This window comes from Pseudomonas sp. TE3-3-F2023 (assembly GCF_036784815.1).
Lineage (GTDB): Bacteria > Pseudomonadota > Gammaproteobacteria > Pseudomonadales > Pseudomonadaceae > Aquipseudomonas > Aquipseudomonas pudica.
The window spans coordinates 4,110,717-4,130,695 of the sequence record NZ_CP145113.1; the positions used below are offsets into that span (position 1 = coordinate 4,110,717).

Genomic DNA, 19,979 nt, shown 5'->3' on the forward strand with positions numbered 1-19,979 from the left:
GGTGTTCTCCTGGCGCTCAGCGCAGCAGCGGGCGCAGCAGTTCGCGGGCGATGATGTGCCGCTGGATTTCCGAGGTGCCTTCCCAGATGCGCTCGATGCGTGCGTTGCGCCAGATGCGCTCGACCGGCCCTTCATCCATCAGGCCCATGCCGCCGAAGATCTGCACGGCTTCGTCGGCAACCTTGCCCAGCACTTCGCTGGCGAACAGCTTGGCCATGCCGGCCTCGCCATCGGTCATGCTGCCCTGGTCCATCTTCCAGGCGGTGTGCAGGGTGAGCATTTCTGCAGCGCGAATCTGCGTGGCCATGTCGGCCAGCTTGAACGACACGCCCTGGTAGCTGCCGATGGCCTGGCCGAACTGCTTGCGGTCGGCAGCCCATTGCAGCGACAGGTCGAGGGCACGCTGGGCCTGGCCCACGCAGTTGGCGGCGACCATCACCCGGCCGGCGGTGAGCCAGGCGTTGGCCACTTCCCAGCCCTTGCCGACCTCGCCCAGCACCTTGCTGGCCGGCACCCGGCAGTCGTCGAAGAACAGCTCGTAGGTGTGGTAGCCACGGTTGCTCACGCACTTGGGGCCACGGCGAATGGTCATGCCCGGCGTGCCACGGTCGACCAGGAAGGCCGTTACCGCGTTGCGCTTGCGCCCGTTGTGCTCGTAGGTGTCGGTGACGGCGAAGACGATGGCGAAATCGGCGTGGCCGGCATGGCTGATGAAGTGCTTGCTGCCGTTGATGACGAAGTCGTCACCCTGGCGTACGGCACGGGTCTTGATGGCGTTGGCATCGGAGCCGGCGCCCGGCTCGGTGAGGGCGAAGCAATCGATCTTCTCACCCTGCACGCAGGGCAACAGGTAGTCGTTGATCTGCTCGTCCTTGCAGGCCATGAGGATTTTCGATGGCCGCGCGACGAACACGTGCAGGGCCCAGGACACCTTGGACAGTTCGCGCTCGATCAGCGCCTGGGACAGATAGTCCAGGCCACCGCCGCCGACCTCCTCGGGCATGTTGAAGGCATAGAACCCGGCGGCGATGGCCTTGCCGCGGATCTGCGCAGCCAGCTCGGGCGACACGGCATCGGCGCGGTCCACTGCCTCCTCATGGGGCAGCAGCTCCTTGGCGACAAAACTGCGTACCGCTTCCACCAACATTTCTTGTTCTTGGGTCAGTTGGAAATTCATCTGCGAAGGTCCTGGTGAGGGTCGGTTATCGGGTTACTGGCCGGTGAAACGGGGTGCGCGGCGCTCCACCGACGCTCGCAGCGCCTCGGCACCGTCCTGGCTGCGGCCGCACAGCAGGCCGGCCTGGCGCTCGGCTTCCAGCTGCTCGGCCAGGGTGCGCCGGGCGCCATCGCGGATCAGCCGTTTGGTCTGCGCGTAGGCGAAGGTAGGGCCATTGGCCAGGCGCCCGGCCAGCTCGGCGGCCACGGCGGGCAGTTGCTCGTCGGCACAGACTTCGCTGACCAGCCCGGCCGCCAAGGCACGTTCGGCACCCCACAGCTCATCGAGGAACAACAGGCGCTTGGCCTGCTCGCTGCCGATCAGCCGTGGCAGGTGCCAGCTGGCACCGGCGTCGGGGCTGTAGCCCATGCTGGTGTAGCCGGCCTTGAAGCGCGCCGAGGCCGCGGCGATGCGCAGGTCGCAGCACAGGCTGAGGTCCATGCCACCGCCCACGGCGGTGCCGTTGATGGCAGCGATGGTGGGCTTGTCGAGGCTGTGCAGGCGCAACATCAGTGCGTGGGCGGTTTCGGTCCAGCCGTAGCTTTCCAGGGTGCCCTGGGCCTCGGCCGCGGCCCATTCGGCAAGGTCGGCACCGGCGCAGAAGCTGCGGCCGCTGCCGGTCAGCACCACCACGCGCACGGCCGGGTCGCTGTTGCAGGTTTCCAGCAGAGTATGCAGTTGCTTGAGGGTGGGGATGTCCAGCGCATTGCGCTGCTCGGGGCGGTTGAGGGTGATCCAGGCAACGCCGGCTTCGACCTTGCTCAACAGTGACGACGACGGGGTGGTCATGGGGGGCCTCGGTGTTGTTGTGATGGTTTGAGAGGGCTTGACGAGGGAGATACTAAACGAGTGTTCAACAAGGCGGCAATTGGGCGAGGATGGGGCTGTAACAACGCTTGAAAACGAATATGTCGTTGTTTTTATTAGTATTATTTGTTGGATCAAGGTTTAGATAGGAGGTGGTTGTTACAACTTTGTACAACTGACGGATTGCCGGGGCCGCTTTGCGGCCCCGGCAATCTTCAGCCCAACACCCGAATCAAACCCCCGGCACGCTCGGCTCGAAAGCCCCCTGCCGACGGCGGTTGACGAAGAAGTACGCCGCATAGCACAGGGCAATGAAGCCAAAGCCCCAGTACAACGACGGCCGCTGGGTTTCATCCAGCGCCAGGAACACGAACAGCGAGCTGCACAGGGTGATGCACAGCAGCGGCACCAGCGGGTACAGCGGCGCCTTGTACTTCAGGTCCTGCAGTTGCCCACCTTCACGCAGGTAGACCTTGCGGAAGCGGTACTGCGCCAGAGCGATGACGATCCAGGTCACGGTGCCGGACATGCCACTCACCGCCATCAACACCATGAACAGGGTGTCGGCAGCAATGAAACTGGTCATCAGCGAGATCAGCGCAAAGCACAGGGTGATGCTCAGCGCCCGCAACGGCACGCCACGCTTGCTCAACGGCGACAGGCTTTTCGGCGCCATGCCGCTCTTGGACATGGCCCAGAGGATGCGCGTGGAGGCATACAGCCCGGAGTTGCCCACCGAAAGGATGGCGGTGAGGATTACGAAGTTCATCAGGTCGGCGGCAAAGGGAATGCCGACCATGTCGAACACCTGCACGAACGGGCTTTCCATCAACCCGGCCTGCTCGAACGGCACGATGGCCGAAAGCACGGCAATCGCCAGCACGTAGAAGATCAGCACGCGGAACACCACGTTGCGCACGGCCCGCGGGATGCTCTTTTCCGGGTGCTCGGTCTCGCCGGCCGCCACTCCCATGATTTCACAGCCCTGGAAGGCATAGACCACGGTCATCATCACTGCGAACACTGCCGACAGGCCATGGGGGAACAGCGACTCGCCCACCAGGTTGTCCAGCATCGGTGCCGGCGCCCCGCTGGTCAGCGGGATGGCGCCAAAGATTACCAGCAGGCCGATGATGATGAAGCCGAGTATGGTTGCCACCTTGATCCCCGAGAACCAGTACTCCGCCTCGCCGAAGGCACGGGTGGCCAGGGCGTTGAGGCCGAACAGCACGACCACGAACAGCGCCGACCAATACCATATCGGCACCTCCGGGAACCAGCGGGTCATCAGCATGCCGGCGGCAGTGAACTCCAGGCCCACGGTGGTGGCCCAGCTCATCCAGTACACCCAGCCGATCATGAAGCCGGTGGCCGGGCCGATGAACCTGGTGGCGTGGGCCTGGAACGAACCGGACACCGGCATCTGCACCGACAGCTCGCCCAGGCAGACCATCACCAGGTACATCAGCAAACCCGCGACCAGGTAGGCCAGGATCGCGCCTATCGGGCCACCCTGGTTGATGGTCACGCCCGAGCCCATGAACAGCCCGGTGCCGATCACCCCGCCCAGCGACAGCATGAAGATGTGTCGGCTTTTCAGCGCACGGGTGAGCTGGATCTTTTCGCGGTTGTCAGTCATGGCGCACCTCGGCTTTGCGGCCGGTGCCAGGCCGCGCGGGGGTGCCGCGCGTTGTGGTAGGAAGGAGGGGCTGAGCGCTACGGCATGTCATTATTCTTGTCTCCAATAAGCCTCATGGACCGCGTGCAACACGGTTGCCATGGATTATTGGAAACGGATGTAAGGTGCCGTTGTACGAACGGATCGAAGATGTAAAAAGTCGTAAGTATTTTGTACGTCAGCTCTGGATCAACTGTTCCAGGGTGGCGCGGGCCTGGGCAAGCTCCATGGCCAGCGGCTCGCCGAGCGCGTTCAATGCCTGTTCGTCATGCTGCCGGGCAGCGTCCTCAAGACGACGCAACAGCGCAGCCATGCCAGAAAAACCCAGGGAGTCGCAACTGCCGGCCAGGCGGTGGGCCAGGTGCAGCACTTCGGTATGGTCCTGGGCCGGCAGCGCCTCGGCCAATGCCGTGGCGTGATGTTCCAGCGACTGGCGCAGCACCTTCAACAGGCCTTGCAGCTTCTGTTCACCCAGCAGCGAGCGGTGGGTGTCCAGCAATGACCAGTCCATTCTCGCGTCGATACACGCCACCTCGGTGGGCACCGCTTCGGCCAGCGCCTGGCGCAGGTTGTCCAGTCGCAGGGGCTTGGCCAGCACTCCCTGCATGCCGGCATCCAGGTACCCTGGCACTTGCCCCGGTTGCACGCCAGCCGTCAGTGCCAGGACCCGGCTGTGGCGGTTCGGCCCGGGCGTGGCACGCAGTTGCCGGCAAAGCTCCACCCCGCTCATGCCGGGCAGGTGCACGTCGAGCAGGATCAGGTCGAAGCGCCGCTGCGCGCAGGCCAGCAGGGCTTGCCCGGCGTCCTCGGCAAAGCTCACCCGGTGGCCATCGCGCAGCAGCAACCCACCGGCCACCTCGCGGTTCAATTCCACGTCCTCGACTAGCAGGATGTCCAGGCTTGCCAGGGGCGAAGGGGCTGGTGAGTTGGCCTTCACTGGCTGCCCGCAGGCCATGTCGAGTTCGAACCAGAAGCGACTCCCCTGTCCTTGCACGCTGTCCAGGCCAATGCAGCCCCCCAGTTTTTCTACCAGATGCTTGCAGATCGCCAGGCCCAGGCCGGTGCCGCCATAGCGCCGGGCCACCTCCTCGCTGGCCTGGACGAAGCGGTCGAAGACCCTGGCCTGCACAGCCGGCTCGATGCCGATGCCATTGTCGCTGACCGACACCCGCACGCGCTGCGCGCCCTGGTCACTGGCCAGTACCTGCACCACAAGCCGCACCTGGCCGTGTTCGGTGAACTTGATGGCATTGGCCAGCAGGTTGCTGAGCACCTGGCGCAGGTACTGTTCGGCACCATGCTGGTATTCGGCCAATTGCTCGTCGATGTGCAGCTGCAGGGCGTCGCCATTGTCCCTGGCCATGGGTTCGAGCAGCGTCAGCACTTCCTGGCACAACTGGCGTAGCGAGAATCCGACCAGCTCGGCGCGGCTCTCGCCTTCCTCGAGCCGGGCGAAATACAGCACTTCGTTGAGAATCGCCAGCAGCCCCTCGCCGGCCTTGTACAAGGCCTCGACGCGCTGACGGTCGGCCACCTCCAGCCGGCCGCCGCGCAGCAGCTCGGCCATGCCGAGAATGCCGTTGAGCGGTGTGCGCAACTCATGGCTCATGGTCGCCAGAAAGCGTGACTTGGCCAGGTTGGCGGCTTCGGCCTCGTCCTTGGCCCGGGCCAGGCTGGCGGTGCGCCGCTCGACCATGGCCTGCAGTTCGTCGCGCTTGTCCTGCAGCGCCAGGCGGTCGCGCTCGCGGCGCTCGATGTCGCTGAGGATGGCGCGGCGCATGTCATCCAGGGCATTGGCCACGGTATCGATCTCGTCCGGGCGTGTCGACGGGCGGCGCCCCAGGCGCAATGGTTCCTGCCACTGGCCGGCACCAATTCGCCGGGCGAACTCGGCCATCACTTGCAGGTGGCGGGTGACCAGGCGATAGAACAGCCCCGACAGCGCCACCGCCAGGCCACACAGGAACACGCCCATCCACAGCAGGCTGGCAAGGCCAGTGGCATACAGCCGCCTGTGCACCGCGCCCAGGTCGATGCTCACTTCCAGCTCGCCAAGGTGCCTGGCCGGCCCCGAGGGCGGCTGGTAATCGAGGGGGAAGCGTTCGATGCGCACCGGCCCCTTGGGCTCGGCGGCGCCGCGCAGCAGCTGGAAATCGTCGCTGACCAGGCGCACCCGGGCGACATCGGAAAAGTCCACCAGGCCGCGCAGTTGTGTGTCCAGCTGGGCCTCGTCCAGGTCCCACAGGCTGCGCTCCAGGCTGGCCAGGTAACCGGCGCGGATCAACGCCATGCGCGCCTCGATATCGCGCATCTCGCGGCGGTACTCGAAATACAGCTGCACCGAGCTGGCCAGCACGGTGAAGCACAGGCTGAACAGCAGGATGAACAGCAGCAGGCGGCGCAGCAAGCCATCGGTGCGTAGGCGGATCATCGGGAGTCCGCCGGCAGGTTGACCATGTCGCGGTAGGTCACTTCGCTCTGCTCCAGCCAGCGCTCGATCTCGCCGGTCTGGTTCATGCGCAGCAACTGCGCGTCGATTTCGTCCATATGCTGGCTCAAAGGCGATTGCCGTGATATCGCAACGCGCAGGTAGTCCACGCTCAGGGCCGTGGGCAATACGCGGATGTCCTGCGCCCCGGGCAGGTTTTCGATGAACAGCTGACCGGTGCGCCGCTCCTGGATCACGTAGTCGATGCGCCCACGGATCAGCTTGCCGAAGTTCTGCTGGCTGGACGACACCCGTTCTATGTTCTGGTGGCGGGCGACGAAGCGGTCGAAATCGGCGCCGTAGCTTTCCCCGTAAAGCAGGCCGCCGCGGTAGCCGGCCAGGTCCTCCAGGCGCTGGAACTGCACTGGCCGCAGGCGGTTGTAGAACACCGCCACTTCCTCACGCACCACCGGCACCGTGGAAAAGCGCATGCGTTGGTCACGCTGGTCGCTGTTGTAGGCCAGCACCACGTCCACCCGCCCGGCAGCGGCGTCCATCAGGCAGCGCTTCCAGTTGCCCAGCACCACGGTCTGCACTTCGTAGCCCATGCGCGCGAACAGCTCTCGCACCACGGTGGGGGCCAGGCCACGCACCTGGTGGCCGTCACTCCAGGAAATCGGCGGGTACACCGGGTAGTCGCAATAGCGCACTGGCTGCCTTGCACTGGCTTGCAAGGCGAACAATGCCAAGGCCAGCACCCAGGCTCTGCGGGTCATGCCGCCACGCTGGCGGTGAACAGGTAGCCGGTGCCGTGGATGGTGATGATCAGCTGGGGCTCGGCCGGGTCATCGTGCAACTTGCGCCGCAGGCGGCCGACCAGCACGTCGATGGAGCGGTCGTTGGGTACCCACTCGCGGTTGCGGATCTGGTCCATCAGCTGGTCGCGGCTGAGAGTATGGCCGCTGTTGCGCAGGAACACGCTGAGCAGCTGAAACTCGCCATGGGTCAGCAGGGTTTGCCCGCCACGGGCGTCTATCAGCCGTCGGCGGTCGGTGTCCAGCGCCCAGTCGGCGAACTGCTTCAGCGATTGCGCGCAGGCCGGCGCCGGGTGCACCTCGCGGGCATGGCGCACGCGGCGGATCAGGTTCTTGGCGCGGGACACCAGTTCGCGGGGGTTGAGCGGCTTGATCACGTAGTCGTCGGCGCCGCATTCCAGGCCGACGATACGGTCGATATCGTCGTTGCGGCCGGTGATGAGGATGATGCCGACCTCCGAACGCACCCGCAGCTCGCGGGTCAGGGTGAGGCCGTCCTTGCCGGGCAGACGGATATCCAGCAGCACCAGGTCGACATCCTGGCTGCCGAGCAGGGCTTCGGCCTTTTCCGCGGTGTCGGCGCAGTGCACGTCATAGCCTTCCTGGGACAGATAGGCCTGCAGCAAGTCACGAATAAGCGGATCGTCATCGACGATCAATACCCGAGGCGTCATTGCGTGTCGTCTCTTTTTTTTATTGGTTTGTTCTACACACTCGCGACAGCAGCGTACTCGTTACTGAACAGGCGATCAACAGCCCTCCGGCAGGCTGAAGCGGCGCCGGCCACCGGCCTGCAGGCCATCGACCCAGGCCTCGCAGATCAGCACGCCCTGCTCGGGGGTGAAGGTACCGGGGTTGAGCCCCGACTCCAGCCACAGGCCATCGAGCAAGGCGCTCAGGCTGATGGCCGCCAGGTCGGCATCGAAGCCCTGCCAGCCCTCCTCCCCGGCCAGCGTGGCCAGCAGCCCGCTCAGTTCATTGCGGTATTCGCCATAGGAATGGTCATGCACCTGGTTGATCGCATCGGCGGTCTTCACCGCGCCCCAGAACGCCAGCCAGGCGTCGAGCAATTGCGGGTCGAGCAGCTCGGCGCAGAACGAGGCGCGGAAGAACGCCGACAACCGTTCGCGGGCATTGGGCGCAGCCTGGGCCATGGCCTCGCGCAGTAGGCCCATCACTCGGCCGGTGACCGCCATGTAGGCTTCGGCCACCAGCTCATCCTTGCCTGCATAGTGATGGCTGATCAACCCGACCGAAACCCCGGCCTCGGCCGAAATCTTGCGGATCGACGCGCCCTGGAAGCCATGGCGCTTGAGGCATGCCAGGGTTGCCTCGACCAGGTTGGCTTTGCGCAATTCCGGCAGCATGCGGTGGTAGCGGGCTTCCTGGTTCATCGGCGGCTCTCGGGCTATGGGCTGGGCTGAACGACTGTACAACAAGCCGGACTGCGTGATAAACCCTTGCCACCCTTGCCTACAACAACAAAAGCGGCTGCCATGAACGACCTGATCACACGTGACCTGGACCAGGGCCTGCTGACCCTGGCCTTCAACCGCCCCGACAAGCTCAACGCCTTGAACACCGCCATGTACCAACGGCTGGGCGACCTGCTGCTGGCGGCAGGTGAAGACCCTGATGTCGAAGCCATCATCATCACCGGTGGGCCGCACTGCTTCAGCGCCGGCAATGACTTGCGCGACTTCCTCGACAACCCGCCTGCCGACCTGGACAGCCCGGTGTTTCGCCTGATGCGGGTGGTGATGGGCCTGGACAAACCGCTGATTGCCGCGGTCAGTGGTGCGGCAATCGGCATTGGCGCCACCTTGCTGTTGCATTGCGACCAGGTACTGGTCAGCCGTACCACCAAGCTGCGCATCCCTTTCGCGCCCTTGGGCGTGTGCCCAGAGTTCGGTTCCAGCCTGCTGCTGCCGCGTTTGCTTGGCCATGCCCGGGCAGCTCGCCTGCTGTTGGCAAACGAGTTGCTCGACGGCGAACAGGTGGTGGCCTGGGGGCTGGCCAATGAACTGCATGAAGACGGGGAACAGTGCCTGGCGGCTGCCCGGCGCCTGGCGCGGCAGCTGCAAGGCTACCCGCAGGCGGCGCTGCGCATCAGCAAGCGGCTGCTCAAGGATGGCCAACGGGCCGAGCTTGAGACGACAGTGGCGCGGGAGGCCCGGTTGTTCATCGAGTGCTTGCGCACTGAAGAAGCGCGAGCGGTGTTGCGAGGGTTGATCAAGGATTGAAAACCTGGGGCCGCGTTGCGGCCCATCGCCGGCAAGCCAGTTGCTCCCACCACAAATATCGCTCGCTTGAAGCGTCCTTTGTAGGAGCAGCCTCACTGAACCGATGAGCCCTGGGTTGTTCCATGACAGCTGGCTTGCCGGCGATGGGCTGCAACGCAGCCCCGGTAAAACTCAGAAACCCCAGTATTGCTAATAGCCGGTCATCTCCAGATACCCACGCCCACCCGCACTCCCGGTCAAGCGTACCGGCCCCTCCCAATACGGGAACCGCGTTTCCATCCAGGCTTGCGATTCCACAGCCTCGACCTGTACATCCACGCCATGCCCCAGCACCTGCACCCGCCATCGCGTCGGCACCTGCTTGCCGTTCTTCTGCCGGGCCCAGGCCAGCGCCTGCAGCTGAATCTGCGCACCCTGCAGTGCCACCACCTTACCCTGCGGGCCAACCCAGGTCCCGGCGCGATACGCCTGCCCCTGCACTTCGCGCACCTGGAACAGCATCAATCGGGCACCACTGTCCAGGTGCAGGGAAAACCAGTCCCAACCCGTCTGCCCGGCAGCCAGCGGCTGGCTGCTCCATTCCCGGTCCAGCCAGGCCAGGCCGCTGACTGCAATGCATTGGCCGTCACGCTGCACTTCCCCACTCACCCGATAGAACGGCTGACTGTAATAGTACGAAGCCTGTCCCTTGCCGGACTTCTCGCTGTAGCCCTGGTCCCCGTGCAGCACCAAGGGCCGCTCGCTGTGCAGTTGCAGGTCATAGCGAAAGCCGTCACCACCGGCGAGCATTTGCAGATTTTCGATGCCACTGCTGCCCTGCAACGACCAGTCATTGATCCACGCCCGGAACGGCTGGGCCTGCACGCCGGCCTGGCCGATACCTCCACGCGCCAAGGTTTCGCCGAACTGATGGCCACCGGGACCGGTCAACGCCGCATGTCCCATCCACAGGTTCGGGCTGTTCCAGCCGGCAGTCTCGGGGCCTGGGCGCAGGGCCGAGCGAAACAGCGTCCACTGCGCGCCCCAGTCCCGCCCCAGGAAGTCCTGGAGGTTGGCGGTGACATACCACCATTCGATGCGAAAGCCATCGTGGGCCCCGTGGTCACGCGGAAATTCCAGGCGATGGCCGCGGCTTACCTGGCTGAATTCGCCCGCCTGCTGCCCGAGCCCGGCATAGCTCTGCTCGGCGGGCTGGTCACAGCCGCCGAGCAACCCACACAGCAACAGCCAGGCGCTACGTTTCATCGGCAAACGGCCTCAACAGTTCGCGCGGCTGGCGACGCGCCAGCTGCCACAGTGGCCAGGCGCTGGCCAACAGGCTGGTAAGCACGCCCAGCAGTGTCAGGTGCAGCAGTTGCCCAGGGAACACGTAGAGCGGCAAACGCCAGCCGAATGCCTGCACGTTCACCACCGCTACCAGGCACCAGGCCAGCAGGATGCCCAGCGGGATCGCCAGCAGCACGGTAAGGCTGCTCAGCAACAGTGTCTGCCCAAGGCTCAGCCACACCAGGTGCGTACGCCGCACACCCAGTGCCCACAGCGGCGCCAACTGGCGCAGGCGGGTCTGGCCCAGGGTCAGCAGGTTGATGAACAGCGCCACGCCTGCCACGCCAAGGGTGAGGCTGTTGAGCGCGGCAGTGGCGGCGAAGGTGCGGTTGAACACGTCGGTCGACCAACGTTTGAGACGCGCCTGCTCGACCACGCGGCTGTCGTCCAGGGCAAAGCGCTGTTGCAATGCAGCCTCGAGCGCCGACACCTGATCGCCCACCAGATCGACACTCAAGCCGGTCAGGGTTGCCTGTGGCCAGTGCCCGCGCAGCCAGCCGGCGTTGACCAGCATGTGCCCTTTGGGGTTGCCATAATCGGCATAGATGCCCACAACGCTAAGGGCTGGCGAAGTGTCTGCAGGCAGCCTCAGGCGATCGCCCAGTTGCAGGTTCAGTCGCCTGGCCAGCTGTTCACTGAGCATCACGGCCTGCCCGGCAGCCAGTTGCTGCCAGGCGTGCTTTTGCTGCGCCAGCAATGGCCAGCGTGTGCGATAGACGGGGTGATCGACGATGCCCTGGACCTGCACCGGCCAGCCCTGCAGCTGTGTTTCCTCACGCCAGCCGGGCAACACCACACCCACCGAAGGTTGCTGCCCAAGCCACTCGGCTATCTGCATGCCCTGGGCGGTGTCCCTTGGCGTGACATACAGGTCGGCGGACAGGCGCGAGTCAAGCCAGCCGACGAAGGTCTTGCGAAAGCCCTCGGTCATGCTGCCCACCCCGACACTGGCCGCCAGCGCCAGCAGCAGTGCCATCAACGCCAGGCTCAGGGCCGGCAATTGCTGGCGGCTGTCGGCGACGAACCATTGCGCCAAAGGCCGCCGGCAATGGCGCGCCAACCAGGCCAGCACCCGGTCGAGCAAGGCCGGTAGCAGCAGCGCCGCCGCCAGCAGCAAGCCTGCCAGCAGGCCGAACGCGCTGGGCAGGCTGTCGCCCAGCACGCCACAGCCCAGGGCCAGCAAAAGCAACAGGCCGGCCACCAGGGCCTGGCGCCGCAACCAAGGCCCCTGCGCCAACCGCCACGCCTGAGGTTGCGCCAGCGCCAGCAACGGCAACCGCGCCGCACGCAGTACACTGCCCAAACCCGCCAGCAGCGCCCCCAGCACGCTCATCAGCATGCCCAGCAGCCACCACCCTGCGGGCAGGCTCAGCGCCCCGGCGACCTGGGCGTCATACAGGCCGCGCAAGCTGGCGGCCACATCGGGCAGCAACCACGCGGCCAGCCCGTAACCACTGGCCACGCCGGCCAGCCCGCCCAGCACCGCGAACAGCCCCAGCTCCAGCACCAACGCGCACAACAGGGTTTGCAGGCCGATGCCACAGGCGCGCAGGTTGCGGATCAGGCCGCGCCGCTGTTCCAGTGCCAGACCGATTGCGGCATGGGCTATGAACAGGCCGACGACGAACGCCAACAGGCCAAGGGCGGTCAGGTTGAGGTGGAAACTGTCGGTCAGCCGCTGCAAGCCGCCATCGTCCTGCCGGGGTTGCAACTCAAGGTAAGGCGCGATATCCGCTGGCAACGGACCCGGCGTGGCAGCCACCAGCAAGCGCGACAACTGCCCGGGTGCATGCAGTAGCGTCTGGGCGTGGCCGATATCGACCACGATCACCCCTGGGGCCAGCGCTGGCTGCAGAACCAACGATGGCAGCAGTTGCCCTTCGCTGTCGCGTGCCGAGGCCCCGGGGCCTGCATGCAGCTGGCGCAAGGTGTCCGGCCCGACCCAGGCTTGCCCGGGCATGCCGACAAAGGCCTGCAGGTCGAACGTTCCGGGCTGCACACCGGCGATGCTGCTGGCCGGTGGCAGGCTCAACGGCTCGATGCCGATCAACCGCACGCTGCGCGCCGGCTCACCAGCAAAGCGCAAGCGCCCTTCCAGTACCGGCGTCACCGCCCAGCCCTGCCTGCGCAACTGCACGTACAGTGCCTGGTCGAAGCGCTCGCCTCCCCGCGGCACCAGTTGCGCCTGCAACGGCCCGGCCAGCACGGCGCTGGCCCGGGCATAATCGCTGCGTGCCTGGCTGTTCAGCGCCTGCACGCCGGTCCACAGCGCCGTGGCCAGCCACAGGCCGGTGAAGATGCTGAAAAACTGCACGCGATGGCGCCGCCAGTGGCTGAGCAGCGCCAGCAGGGCCAGCGATAGAAGCCTCATCCGCCCAGCTCGGGCCGCACGCGGCCGGCCTGCAGGTAACAACACTGCTGCAAGCGCGCCGCCAGCCGCGGGCTGTGGGTCACCAACAGCACCCCACTGCCAGCCTCGGCGACCAGCTGCAACAGTAGGCTCAACACCTCATCGCTGCTGGCTTCATCGAGGCTGCCGGTGGGTTCGTCGGCCAGCAACCAGGCCGGGCGCCCGGCCAGGGCGCGGCCGATGGCAACCCGCTGTTGCTGGCCACCAGACAATTGCTCCGGGTAACGCGCCAGCAAATTTGCCAGCCCCAGGCGCTGCGCCAGGTACGCCAGCCAATCGGGATCATGCCGAGCGGCCAGCCGGGCCTGAAACGCAAGGTTGGCCCCCACGTCCAGGCTGCTGATCAGATTGTACTGCTGGAACACCAGGCCGATGCCCTCCCGCCGCCACAGCGCCAGCGACGCCTCGGAACGGCTGTCGAGCGGGGTGTCGTCGATCAGGATGCGGCCACTGTCGGCACGGTCCAGACCGGCCACCAGGTGCAGCAAGGTGCTCTTGCCGCTGCCCGACTCGCCCATCAGCGCCAGGCTGCTGCCGCGCGCCAGGCGCAGGTTGACGCCTTGCAAGACCGGGATTGGGCCTTGGGGCGTAGGGAATGACTTGTAGAGGTTTTCGATGACCAGCATCGAGAGGCCTTGGTGGGTGAGGTCTGTTTAGTAATAGCAGGTCAAGCGCTGCTGGAGCATGAAAGTGCCCATGCGCACTACAAATGGATCCACTAATTATCCGATAACCGCACAAAACCCTGAAATAACGGGCTGCTTATATTGACCATGCGTACTCGTACGGCTCTAATGGATCCATTAAATAAAAACAAAACCCCCGGAGAGCCTACCCATGTACCCCAAGAACACTTGGTACGTTGCCTGCACCCCCGACGAAATCGCCACCAAGCCCCTGGGCCGACAGATCTGCGGGGAGAAGATCGTGTTCTACCGTGGCCGCGAGAACCGCGTAGCGGCCGTCGAGGACTTCTGCCCGCACCGTGGCGCGCCGTTGTCGCTGGGCTATGTCGAGGACGGCAATCTGGTATGTGGCTACCACGGCCTGGTCATGGGTTGCGACGGCAAGACCGTGTCGATGCCGGGCCAGCGGGTACGAGGCTTCCCCTGCAACAAGACCTTTGCTGCAGTCGAGCGCTATGGATTCATCTGGGTCTGGCCGGGCGATCAGGCACAAGCCGACCCGGCGCTGATCCCGCACCTGGAATGGGCGGTGAGTGATGAGTGGGCCTATGGAGGTGGGCTTTTCCACATCGGCTGCGACTACCGCCTGATGATCGACAACCTGATGGACCTGACCCACGAAACCTACGTGCACGCCTCCAGCATCGGCCAGAAAGAAATCGACGAGGCGCCGCCGGTCACCACCGTCACCGGCGACGAAGTAGTCACCGCCCGACACATGGAAAACATCATGGCCCCGCCCTTCTGGCGCATGGCCTTGCGCGGCAACGGCCTGGCCGACGATGTGCCAGTGGACCGCTGGCAGATTTGCCGTTTCACCCCGCCCAGCCATGTGCTGATCGAAGTCGGCGTGGCGCATGCTGGCAAAGGTGGCTACCACGCCGAGGCGCAGCACAAGGCGTCGAGCATCGTGGTCGACTTCATCACTCCGGAAAGCGATACCTCGATCTGGTATTTCTGGGGCATGGCGCGCAATTTCGCGGCACACGACCAGACCCTGACAGACAACATTCGCGAAGGCCAGGGCAAGATTTTCAGCGAAGACCTGGAGATGCTCGAACGCCAGCAACAGAACCTGCTGGCCAACCCCGAGCGCAGCCTTCTGAAGCTGAACATTGATGCCGGCGGCGTGCAGTCGCGCAAGGTGCTGGAGCGGCTCATCGCCAAAGAACGTGCACCCCAGCCGCAACTGATCGCTACCAGCGCCACCCCTGCCTGAGGAACTGCCAACATGATCGATGCCGTTGTGGTATCCCGTAACGATGAAGCGCAGGGTATCTGCAGTTTCGAGCTGGCGGCGGCGGATGGCAGCCTGCTGCCGGCGTTCAGCGCTGGCGCGCACATCGATGTGCATCTGCCCGACGGGCTGGTGCGCCAATATTCGCTGTGCAATCACCCCGAAGAGCGCCACCGCTACCTGATCGGCGTGCTCAACGACCCGGCCTCGCGGGGCGGTTCACGCAGCCTGCACGAGCAGGTGCAGGCCGGTGCCCGGCTGCGTATCAGCGCGCCGCGCAACCTGTTCCCGCTGGCCGAGGATGCACGGCGCAGTTTGCTGTTTGCCGGAGGCATCGGCATTACCCCGATCCTGTGCATGGCCGAGCAGTTGTCCCACAGTGGCCATGATTTCGAACTGCACTACTGCGCCCGCTCCAGCGAGCGTGCGGCGTTTGTCGAGCGTATTCGCAATGCGCCGTTTGCCAATAGGTTGTTCGTGCATTTTGACGAGCAGCCGGAAACGGCGTTGGACATTGCTCAAGTGCTGGGCAACCCACAAGGCGATATGCACCTGTATGTGTGCGGGCCAGGTGGTTTCATGCAGCATGTGCTCGAGAATGCCAAGAAGCTGGGTTGGCAGGAAGCCAACCTGCACCGCGAGTACTTTGCAGCTGCGCCAGTGGATGCCAGTAACGACGGTAGTTTCTCGGTGCAGGTCAACAGTACCGGGCAAGTGTTCGAGGTGCCGGCCGACCAGACCGTGGTGCAGGTGCTTGAACAGAACGGCATCGAGGTCGCGATGTCGTGCGAGCAAGGTATTTGCGGTACCTGCCTGACCCGTGTGCTACGGGGTACGCCCGACCATCGCGACATGTTCCTCACCGAGGAGGAGCAAGCCCTGAACGACCAGTTCACGCCTTGTTGCTCGCGGTCGAAAACGCCGTTGCTGGTGCTGGATATCTGAGCCGGCTCAAGAAGTCGGCAGGATGACCTTCATGCCTGGGTCTGGAGCAGCGCCGCCGAAGGTCTCGGCGTAACGAAGGGTGGCATTGGCGTGCTCGCGCATGATCGCTTCGGCGCGGGCACCCTGGCGGTTGATCAAGGCATCGAACACCGCATGGTGCTGCATGTGGGCGAAATTGAAGCGCCGGTATTCGCGGGCCAGGTTATGGCGGTCTACAGCCAGCGCGGTGACCGAAGCGAACGGCAGGTGATCGTTACGCGCCAGTGCTACGGCAATGGCCGGGTTGTGGCTGGCCTCGATGATCACCTGGTGAAAGCGCATATTGAGATCGTGGTAGGCCTCCAGGTCTGCTTCGGTCACGAAGCCCTTGTCGAACAGCTGGTCGCCATCAACCAGGCATTGTTGCAAGGCCGCGCGAGCTTGCGCGGACAAGCCACGTTCTGCGGTTTGGCGCGCAGCCAACCCTTCCAGCACGCCTCGCACCTCGACAGCTCCGGCGATGTCATCGGCGCTGACAGAACGCACCTGGAACCCCCGGCCACCGAAGCGCACCAGCAAGCCTTCCTGCTCGAGGGTACGGAACGCAATGCGCACCGGCATGCGTGAGACACCGAACAATTCTGCGGTGGGGACTTCCATCAAGCGCTCGCCGGCCGCCAGCTCGCCCGAGGCGATCATCTTGCGCAACGCGACCAGCACCATTTGACCGGGTTTGCTCATCCAGGCAGCTTCCAGAGACATGAGCGGGCATTTTAGCGCAAGCCGAGAGGTTGCTGCTGGCCTGTTGAGGCTGGCGGGTTGCATGACAACGCCCCCGCCTCAAGCCATGCGCTGCAGATGCAGGAGCGGGTTTGGCCGCAAAGGAGACGACGCGGGGCATGCGACCCGTTTTGCCCCCCCGCAACCTCAAGGATACGACGCGCTTACAACGTCAGCGGATAGGTGATGATCAACCGTGTCTGGTCAAAATCAGCATTGAAGCTACGCCGGTTGGTCGCGTTGTTAAGCCGGATGTTGAGGTCCTTCAATGCCCCGCTCTGGAAGGTGTAGTTGACCTCGGTATCGCGCTCCCACTCCTTGCCATTGCTGCCTGCCGCCGTGGTCGCGTTCTCGCCGTGCCCGTAACGCACCATGGCCATCAGGCCTGGCACGCCCAACGCGACAAAGTTGTAGTCGTAACGCACTTGCCACGAGCGCTCGTCAGCATTGCTGAAGTTGCCGTTGAACATGTCGTTGCCCAAGGTTCGTCCGCTACTGCCGTACACCGACATCCACTGGCTATCACCACTCACCTTCTGCAGCCCCAGGTACAACGTGTGACCACTGCGCGTGGCAGAAAGCAAGGCGTAGCCTGTACGGCTCTGGATATCACCGATGCGCGCCTGGCCATCGTCCCGGTCGATGAAGTAACCAAGGTTGGCACCCAGCGTCCAATCCCCTACTCGCTGACTATGCAGCAGGTTGAAGTAGCTCTGCTGGTAGATGTCCTCCAGCTGCGAATGCCAGGCGCCGATCAGCGTACGCTGCTGGTTGAAACGGTACTCGGCACCGGCATAGTTGAAACCGTCCGCAGTCACCCCTGGCGCAGCCCAGGCAGAAAGGTCCTGCATGTCCGACGAGTTGCGCAGGCTAACCTCACGGTACTGGCCAGCCTGCAACCTCAGGCCTTCGATTTCGCGTGAGTCGAACATTGCGCCGCGGAAGGTCTGCGGCAACAGGCGGCCATCGTCGTAGCGCAGCAATGGAATGTCCGGCAGCAGTTCACCTACCTTCAACTCGGTGGCCGAAATGCGCAGCTTCGCCGCCAGCCCGGCGCGCCCATAGTCGTCAGCCGCGCGCCCCTCATCATGCACCGGCAGCAGTTCGGAGCCGCTGGTACCGCGGCCACTGTCCAGCTTCACGCCGAACATGCCGATGCCGTCCAGGCCCAAACCAATCAATCCTTGGGTGTAGCCTGAACTGAACTTGAAGATGAAGCCTTGGGCCCACTCTTCAACCTTGCTCTTGGCCGCCCCTGGGTCGCGAAAATCACGATTGAAATAGTAGTTGCGCATTGTCAACCCGGCCTTGGCATCCTCGAAGAACCCCCCTTCCTCGGCCCAGGCCGGCAACCCCAGGCCCAGCGCCAGCGAAACCGCCAGGGCCGAACGGGTCAGTGTGCAAGTCGTGTGCATCATTATTATTGTTCTCCGCTTTTCGTAGGCGCAGCCGACCACCCCGTGCCGGCGTGGGCACAGGGCGAAAAGCTGCATTCAGGTGCCCGACCTGACCGGGCAGTACTCAGTGGCTCAGTGGCTCAGTGCATCGCTAGCCAAGCCTGGCGTCGGCCTTGTTCCGCTGCGCAGCAACAGCAGGCAACCTGCGGCCAGCACGAATACGCTGGCGAATACCCCGTACAGGTGCAACGGTTGCCAGCCGCCATCGAGCAGCACACCAGCCACGGTCGGCGACAGGATCGCGCCCATGCGACCGATGCCGATGCCCCAGCCCACACCAGTGGCGCGCACCGAAGCGCCATAGACCACGGGCGACAAGGCATACAGCCCGGCCACGCAGCCGTTGGAGAACAACCCGATCAACAACCCCAATACCAACGCCGCGCTGACCGAGGCGCCATTGGTCACGAACAGCACCAGCAGCGCTGCGGTGATGAGCATGAAAAGCGCAAGCACGCGGGTCAGTGGCCAGCGCGAGGCCAGGCCGCCTATCAGCGCCGCACCGAGGATACCGCCAACGCTCAACAGTACCCCGCCAGTAATGCCCTGCTCGGCCGACAGCCCGGCGGCCACCAGCAGCTTCGGCGTCCAACTCATGACGAAGTAGAAGCCGAACATGACCAGGAAGAACAACAACCAGATCACCAGCGTGGTACGGCGCATGACCGGTGTCAGCAGCTGCTTGAAACCGCTGGCTGCGCCCTGCTCCCTTACCGCCAGTGCTGGCAGTTGCTCCAGTGTCGGCTGGCCGAGGCGCGCCGCCAGGCGGTTGACCCGCGCCAGGGCATTGGCTGGCCGGCGTGCCAGCAGGAAGTCCAATGACTCCGGCAACCACAACAGCACCAGCGGAATCACCAGGACGGTGACAATACCGCCGAACAGGAACACCGAGCGCCAGCCCCAGTGCCCCAACAGCCATACCGCCAGCAAACCGCCCAAGGTCGCGCCCAGCGCATAGCCGGTGGACTGCAGGCTGACCGCCAGGCCACGCCAGCGCTTGCTGGCGTACTCGCTGGCAATCACATTGCTACTGGCCAGGATGCCGCCGATCCCCAAACCGGTCAGTCCACGCAACATTGCCAGTTGCAGCGGGCTTTGGCTCAGCGACGAGAGCAACATGCCAATACCGGACAGCGCCAGGCACAACAGGATCAACGGGCGACGACCAAGGCGATCGGCCCATGGCGCGATGAACAGCGACCCCGCCGCCATGCCGAACAGGCCGGCGCTGAGCAGCAACCCCACTTGCGCCCCGTTCAGGCTCCACTCAGCAGACACCGAGGCAGCAGTAAAGGCCATGACCAATACGTCGAAGCCGTCGATCATGTTGAGAATGATGCAGATACCAATGGCCAGGCACTGGAAGCGCCCCATCGGTTCGGCGTCCAGGCGTTGCTTGAGGTCGGGATTCATGGGCTCACCTGCCGGTTCACAGGTGAGAGAGGAGATGCGCACGTGCAGGCAAAGCGCAAGGAACCTTGGCGGCTCCACACCCTTGAAAAGCCATTCATGACTGGGCCCTTTTTTTGTAATTGTTGTTGCATACGGCCGGAGGTTTCTGGCCGTTGCCAGGCGCTAATCAACCAGATAATGGATCCACAAACAATCAGTGCGCACACAAGAAAACAGGGTTTCTCTTAGCAAAACGCCACTACATGCTCGACATAATCAACATAAATATATGATTTTCAATATTTTATTAGATCAAACGAACCAAGAATTAATGTTCGATTATCGAACAAACAAAATTTATGGATCCATAAAAGCGCCAAAAATCTCCCTTAAACCTTCACGAAGGGTCAGCCATGAACAAATCTTCATATAGCCCGCCAGCGCCCTGATCACGGGGCTCACAGCCGATGCCACGCTATCGTCCGACGGCACTCGCCTTGAGGCGGCATAGCGGGTTGCGTAGCATCCCCCGCCCATTCGTGCGCCCGCACGGCCAAGGCGACCCCGTAGAAAAGAGCCC

The 19,979-nt window shown here is 64.2% G+C and carries 16 protein-coding genes; 3 read left to right on the forward strand and 13 right to left on the reverse strand.

Annotation, left to right across the window (positions count from 1 at the left end; translation table 11 throughout):
* Nucleotides 1–16: 16 nt before the first annotated feature.
* The 7 genes from V3314_RS18600 to V3314_RS18630 form a co-directional block, all read right to left on the reverse strand.
* The gene (locus V3314_RS18600) at nucleotides 17–1,177 is read right to left on the reverse strand and encodes an acyl-CoA dehydrogenase family protein (RefSeq protein WP_015270769.1); all 1,161 of its coding nucleotides are present in this window, start codon (nucleotides 1,175–1,177) and stop codon (nucleotides 17–19) included.
* 33 nt (nucleotides 1,178–1,210) lie between these two features.
* Nucleotides 1,211–2,005 carry an enoyl-CoA hydratase-related protein gene (locus V3314_RS18605; RefSeq protein WP_085599175.1) on the reverse strand — a complete coding sequence of 265 codons (795 nt, stop codon included), beginning with the start codon at nucleotides 2,003–2,005 and terminating at the stop codon, nucleotides 1,211–1,213.
* Between the two features lie 250 nt (nucleotides 2,006–2,255).
* Nucleotides 2,256–3,662 (reverse strand): amino acid permease, encoded by a 1,407-nt coding sequence (locus V3314_RS18610; protein ID WP_338459464.1) that lies wholly within the window; start codon nucleotides 3,660–3,662, stop codon nucleotides 2,256–2,258.
* A gap of 217 nt (nucleotides 3,663–3,879) precedes the next feature.
* Nucleotides 3,880–6,132 (reverse strand): ATP-binding protein, encoded by a 2,253-nt coding sequence (locus V3314_RS18615; protein ID WP_338459465.1) that lies wholly within the window; start codon nucleotides 6,130–6,132, stop codon nucleotides 3,880–3,882.
* A complete protein-coding gene (locus V3314_RS18620; RefSeq protein WP_135003119.1) occupies nucleotides 6,129–6,905 on the reverse strand; it encodes a transporter substrate-binding domain-containing protein in 777 nt (258 codons plus the stop codon). Before V3314_RS18620 ends, V3314_RS18615 begins: the two co-directional genes overlap by 4 nt.
* Nucleotides 6,902–7,618, reverse strand: coding sequence for a response regulator (locus V3314_RS18625; protein ID WP_012271826.1), 717 nt, complete (start codon nucleotides 7,616–7,618; stop codon nucleotides 6,902–6,904). Before V3314_RS18625 ends, V3314_RS18620 begins: the two co-directional genes overlap by 4 nt.
* Nucleotides 7,619–7,693: 75 nt before the next feature.
* Entirely contained in the window at nucleotides 7,694–8,338 is a 645-nt protein-coding gene (locus V3314_RS18630) for a TetR family transcriptional regulator C-terminal domain-containing protein (protein WP_046615218.1), read from the reverse strand.
* A gap of 102 nt (nucleotides 8,339–8,440) precedes the next feature.
* On the opposite strand from V3314_RS18630, the gene V3314_RS18635 reads away from it, so the two are divergent.
* On the forward strand, nucleotides 8,441–9,187 hold the full coding sequence (locus V3314_RS18635) for an enoyl-CoA hydratase (RefSeq protein ID WP_085599184.1): 747 nt from the start codon (nucleotides 8,441–8,443) through the stop codon (nucleotides 9,185–9,187).
* 189 nt (nucleotides 9,188–9,376) lie between these two features.
* On the opposite strand, the gene V3314_RS18640 is transcribed toward V3314_RS18635, so the two are convergent.
* From V3314_RS18640 to V3314_RS18650, 3 genes are read right to left on the reverse strand one after another with little or no spacing between them, the layout of a single operon-like run.
* The gene (locus tag V3314_RS18640; protein WP_338459467.1) at nucleotides 9,377–10,432 is read right to left on the reverse strand and encodes a lipocalin-like domain-containing protein; all 1,056 of its coding nucleotides are present in this window, start codon (nucleotides 10,430–10,432) and stop codon (nucleotides 9,377–9,379) included.
* Nucleotides 10,422–12,884 (reverse strand): FtsX-like permease family protein, encoded by a 2,463-nt coding sequence (locus V3314_RS18645; RefSeq protein WP_338459469.1) that lies wholly within the window; start codon nucleotides 12,882–12,884, stop codon nucleotides 10,422–10,424. Before V3314_RS18645 ends, V3314_RS18640 begins: the two co-directional genes overlap by 11 nt.
* Complete coding sequence (locus V3314_RS18650; protein ID WP_085599191.1) at nucleotides 12,881–13,549, reverse strand: ABC transporter ATP-binding protein; 669 nt, start codon at nucleotides 13,547–13,549, stop codon at nucleotides 12,881–12,883. The genes V3314_RS18645 and V3314_RS18650 overlap by 4 nt, the downstream gene beginning before the upstream one ends.
* 211 nt (nucleotides 13,550–13,760) lie before the next feature.
* Here V3314_RS18650 and V3314_RS18655 point away from each other — a divergent pair, with 211 nt between their 5' ends.
* Together V3314_RS18655 and V3314_RS18660 are read left to right on the forward strand one after the other, a co-directional pair.
* Nucleotides 13,761–14,828, forward strand: a complete 1,068-nt coding sequence (locus V3314_RS18655) for an aromatic ring-hydroxylating dioxygenase subunit alpha (RefSeq protein ID WP_046615213.1) — start codon at nucleotides 13,761–13,763, stop codon at nucleotides 14,826–14,828.
* Between the two features lie 12 nt (nucleotides 14,829–14,840).
* On the forward strand, nucleotides 14,841–15,791 hold the full coding sequence (locus V3314_RS18660) for a PDR/VanB family oxidoreductase (protein WP_085599195.1): 951 nt from the start codon (nucleotides 14,841–14,843) through the stop codon (nucleotides 15,789–15,791).
* 6 nt (nucleotides 15,792–15,797) lie between these two features.
* On the opposite strand, the gene V3314_RS18665 is transcribed toward V3314_RS18660, so the two are convergent.
* The 3 genes from V3314_RS18665 to V3314_RS18675 all read right to left on the reverse strand — a co-directional run bounded on the left by V3314_RS18665 (nucleotide 15,798) and on the right by V3314_RS18675 (nucleotide 19,420).
* Entirely contained in the window at nucleotides 15,798–16,511 is a 714-nt protein-coding gene (locus tag V3314_RS18665; protein WP_338459472.1) for a GntR family transcriptional regulator, read from the reverse strand.
* Between the two features lie 203 nt (nucleotides 16,512–16,714).
* Complete coding sequence (locus tag V3314_RS18670; protein WP_338459474.1) at nucleotides 16,715–17,968, reverse strand: OprD family porin; 1,254 nt, start codon at nucleotides 17,966–17,968, stop codon at nucleotides 16,715–16,717.
* Nucleotides 17,969–18,079: 111 nt separating this feature from the next.
* Entirely contained in the window at nucleotides 18,080–19,420 is a 1,341-nt protein-coding gene (locus V3314_RS18675; protein ID WP_046615210.1) for an MFS transporter, read from the reverse strand.
* Nucleotides 19,421–19,979: the final 559 nt, after the last annotated feature.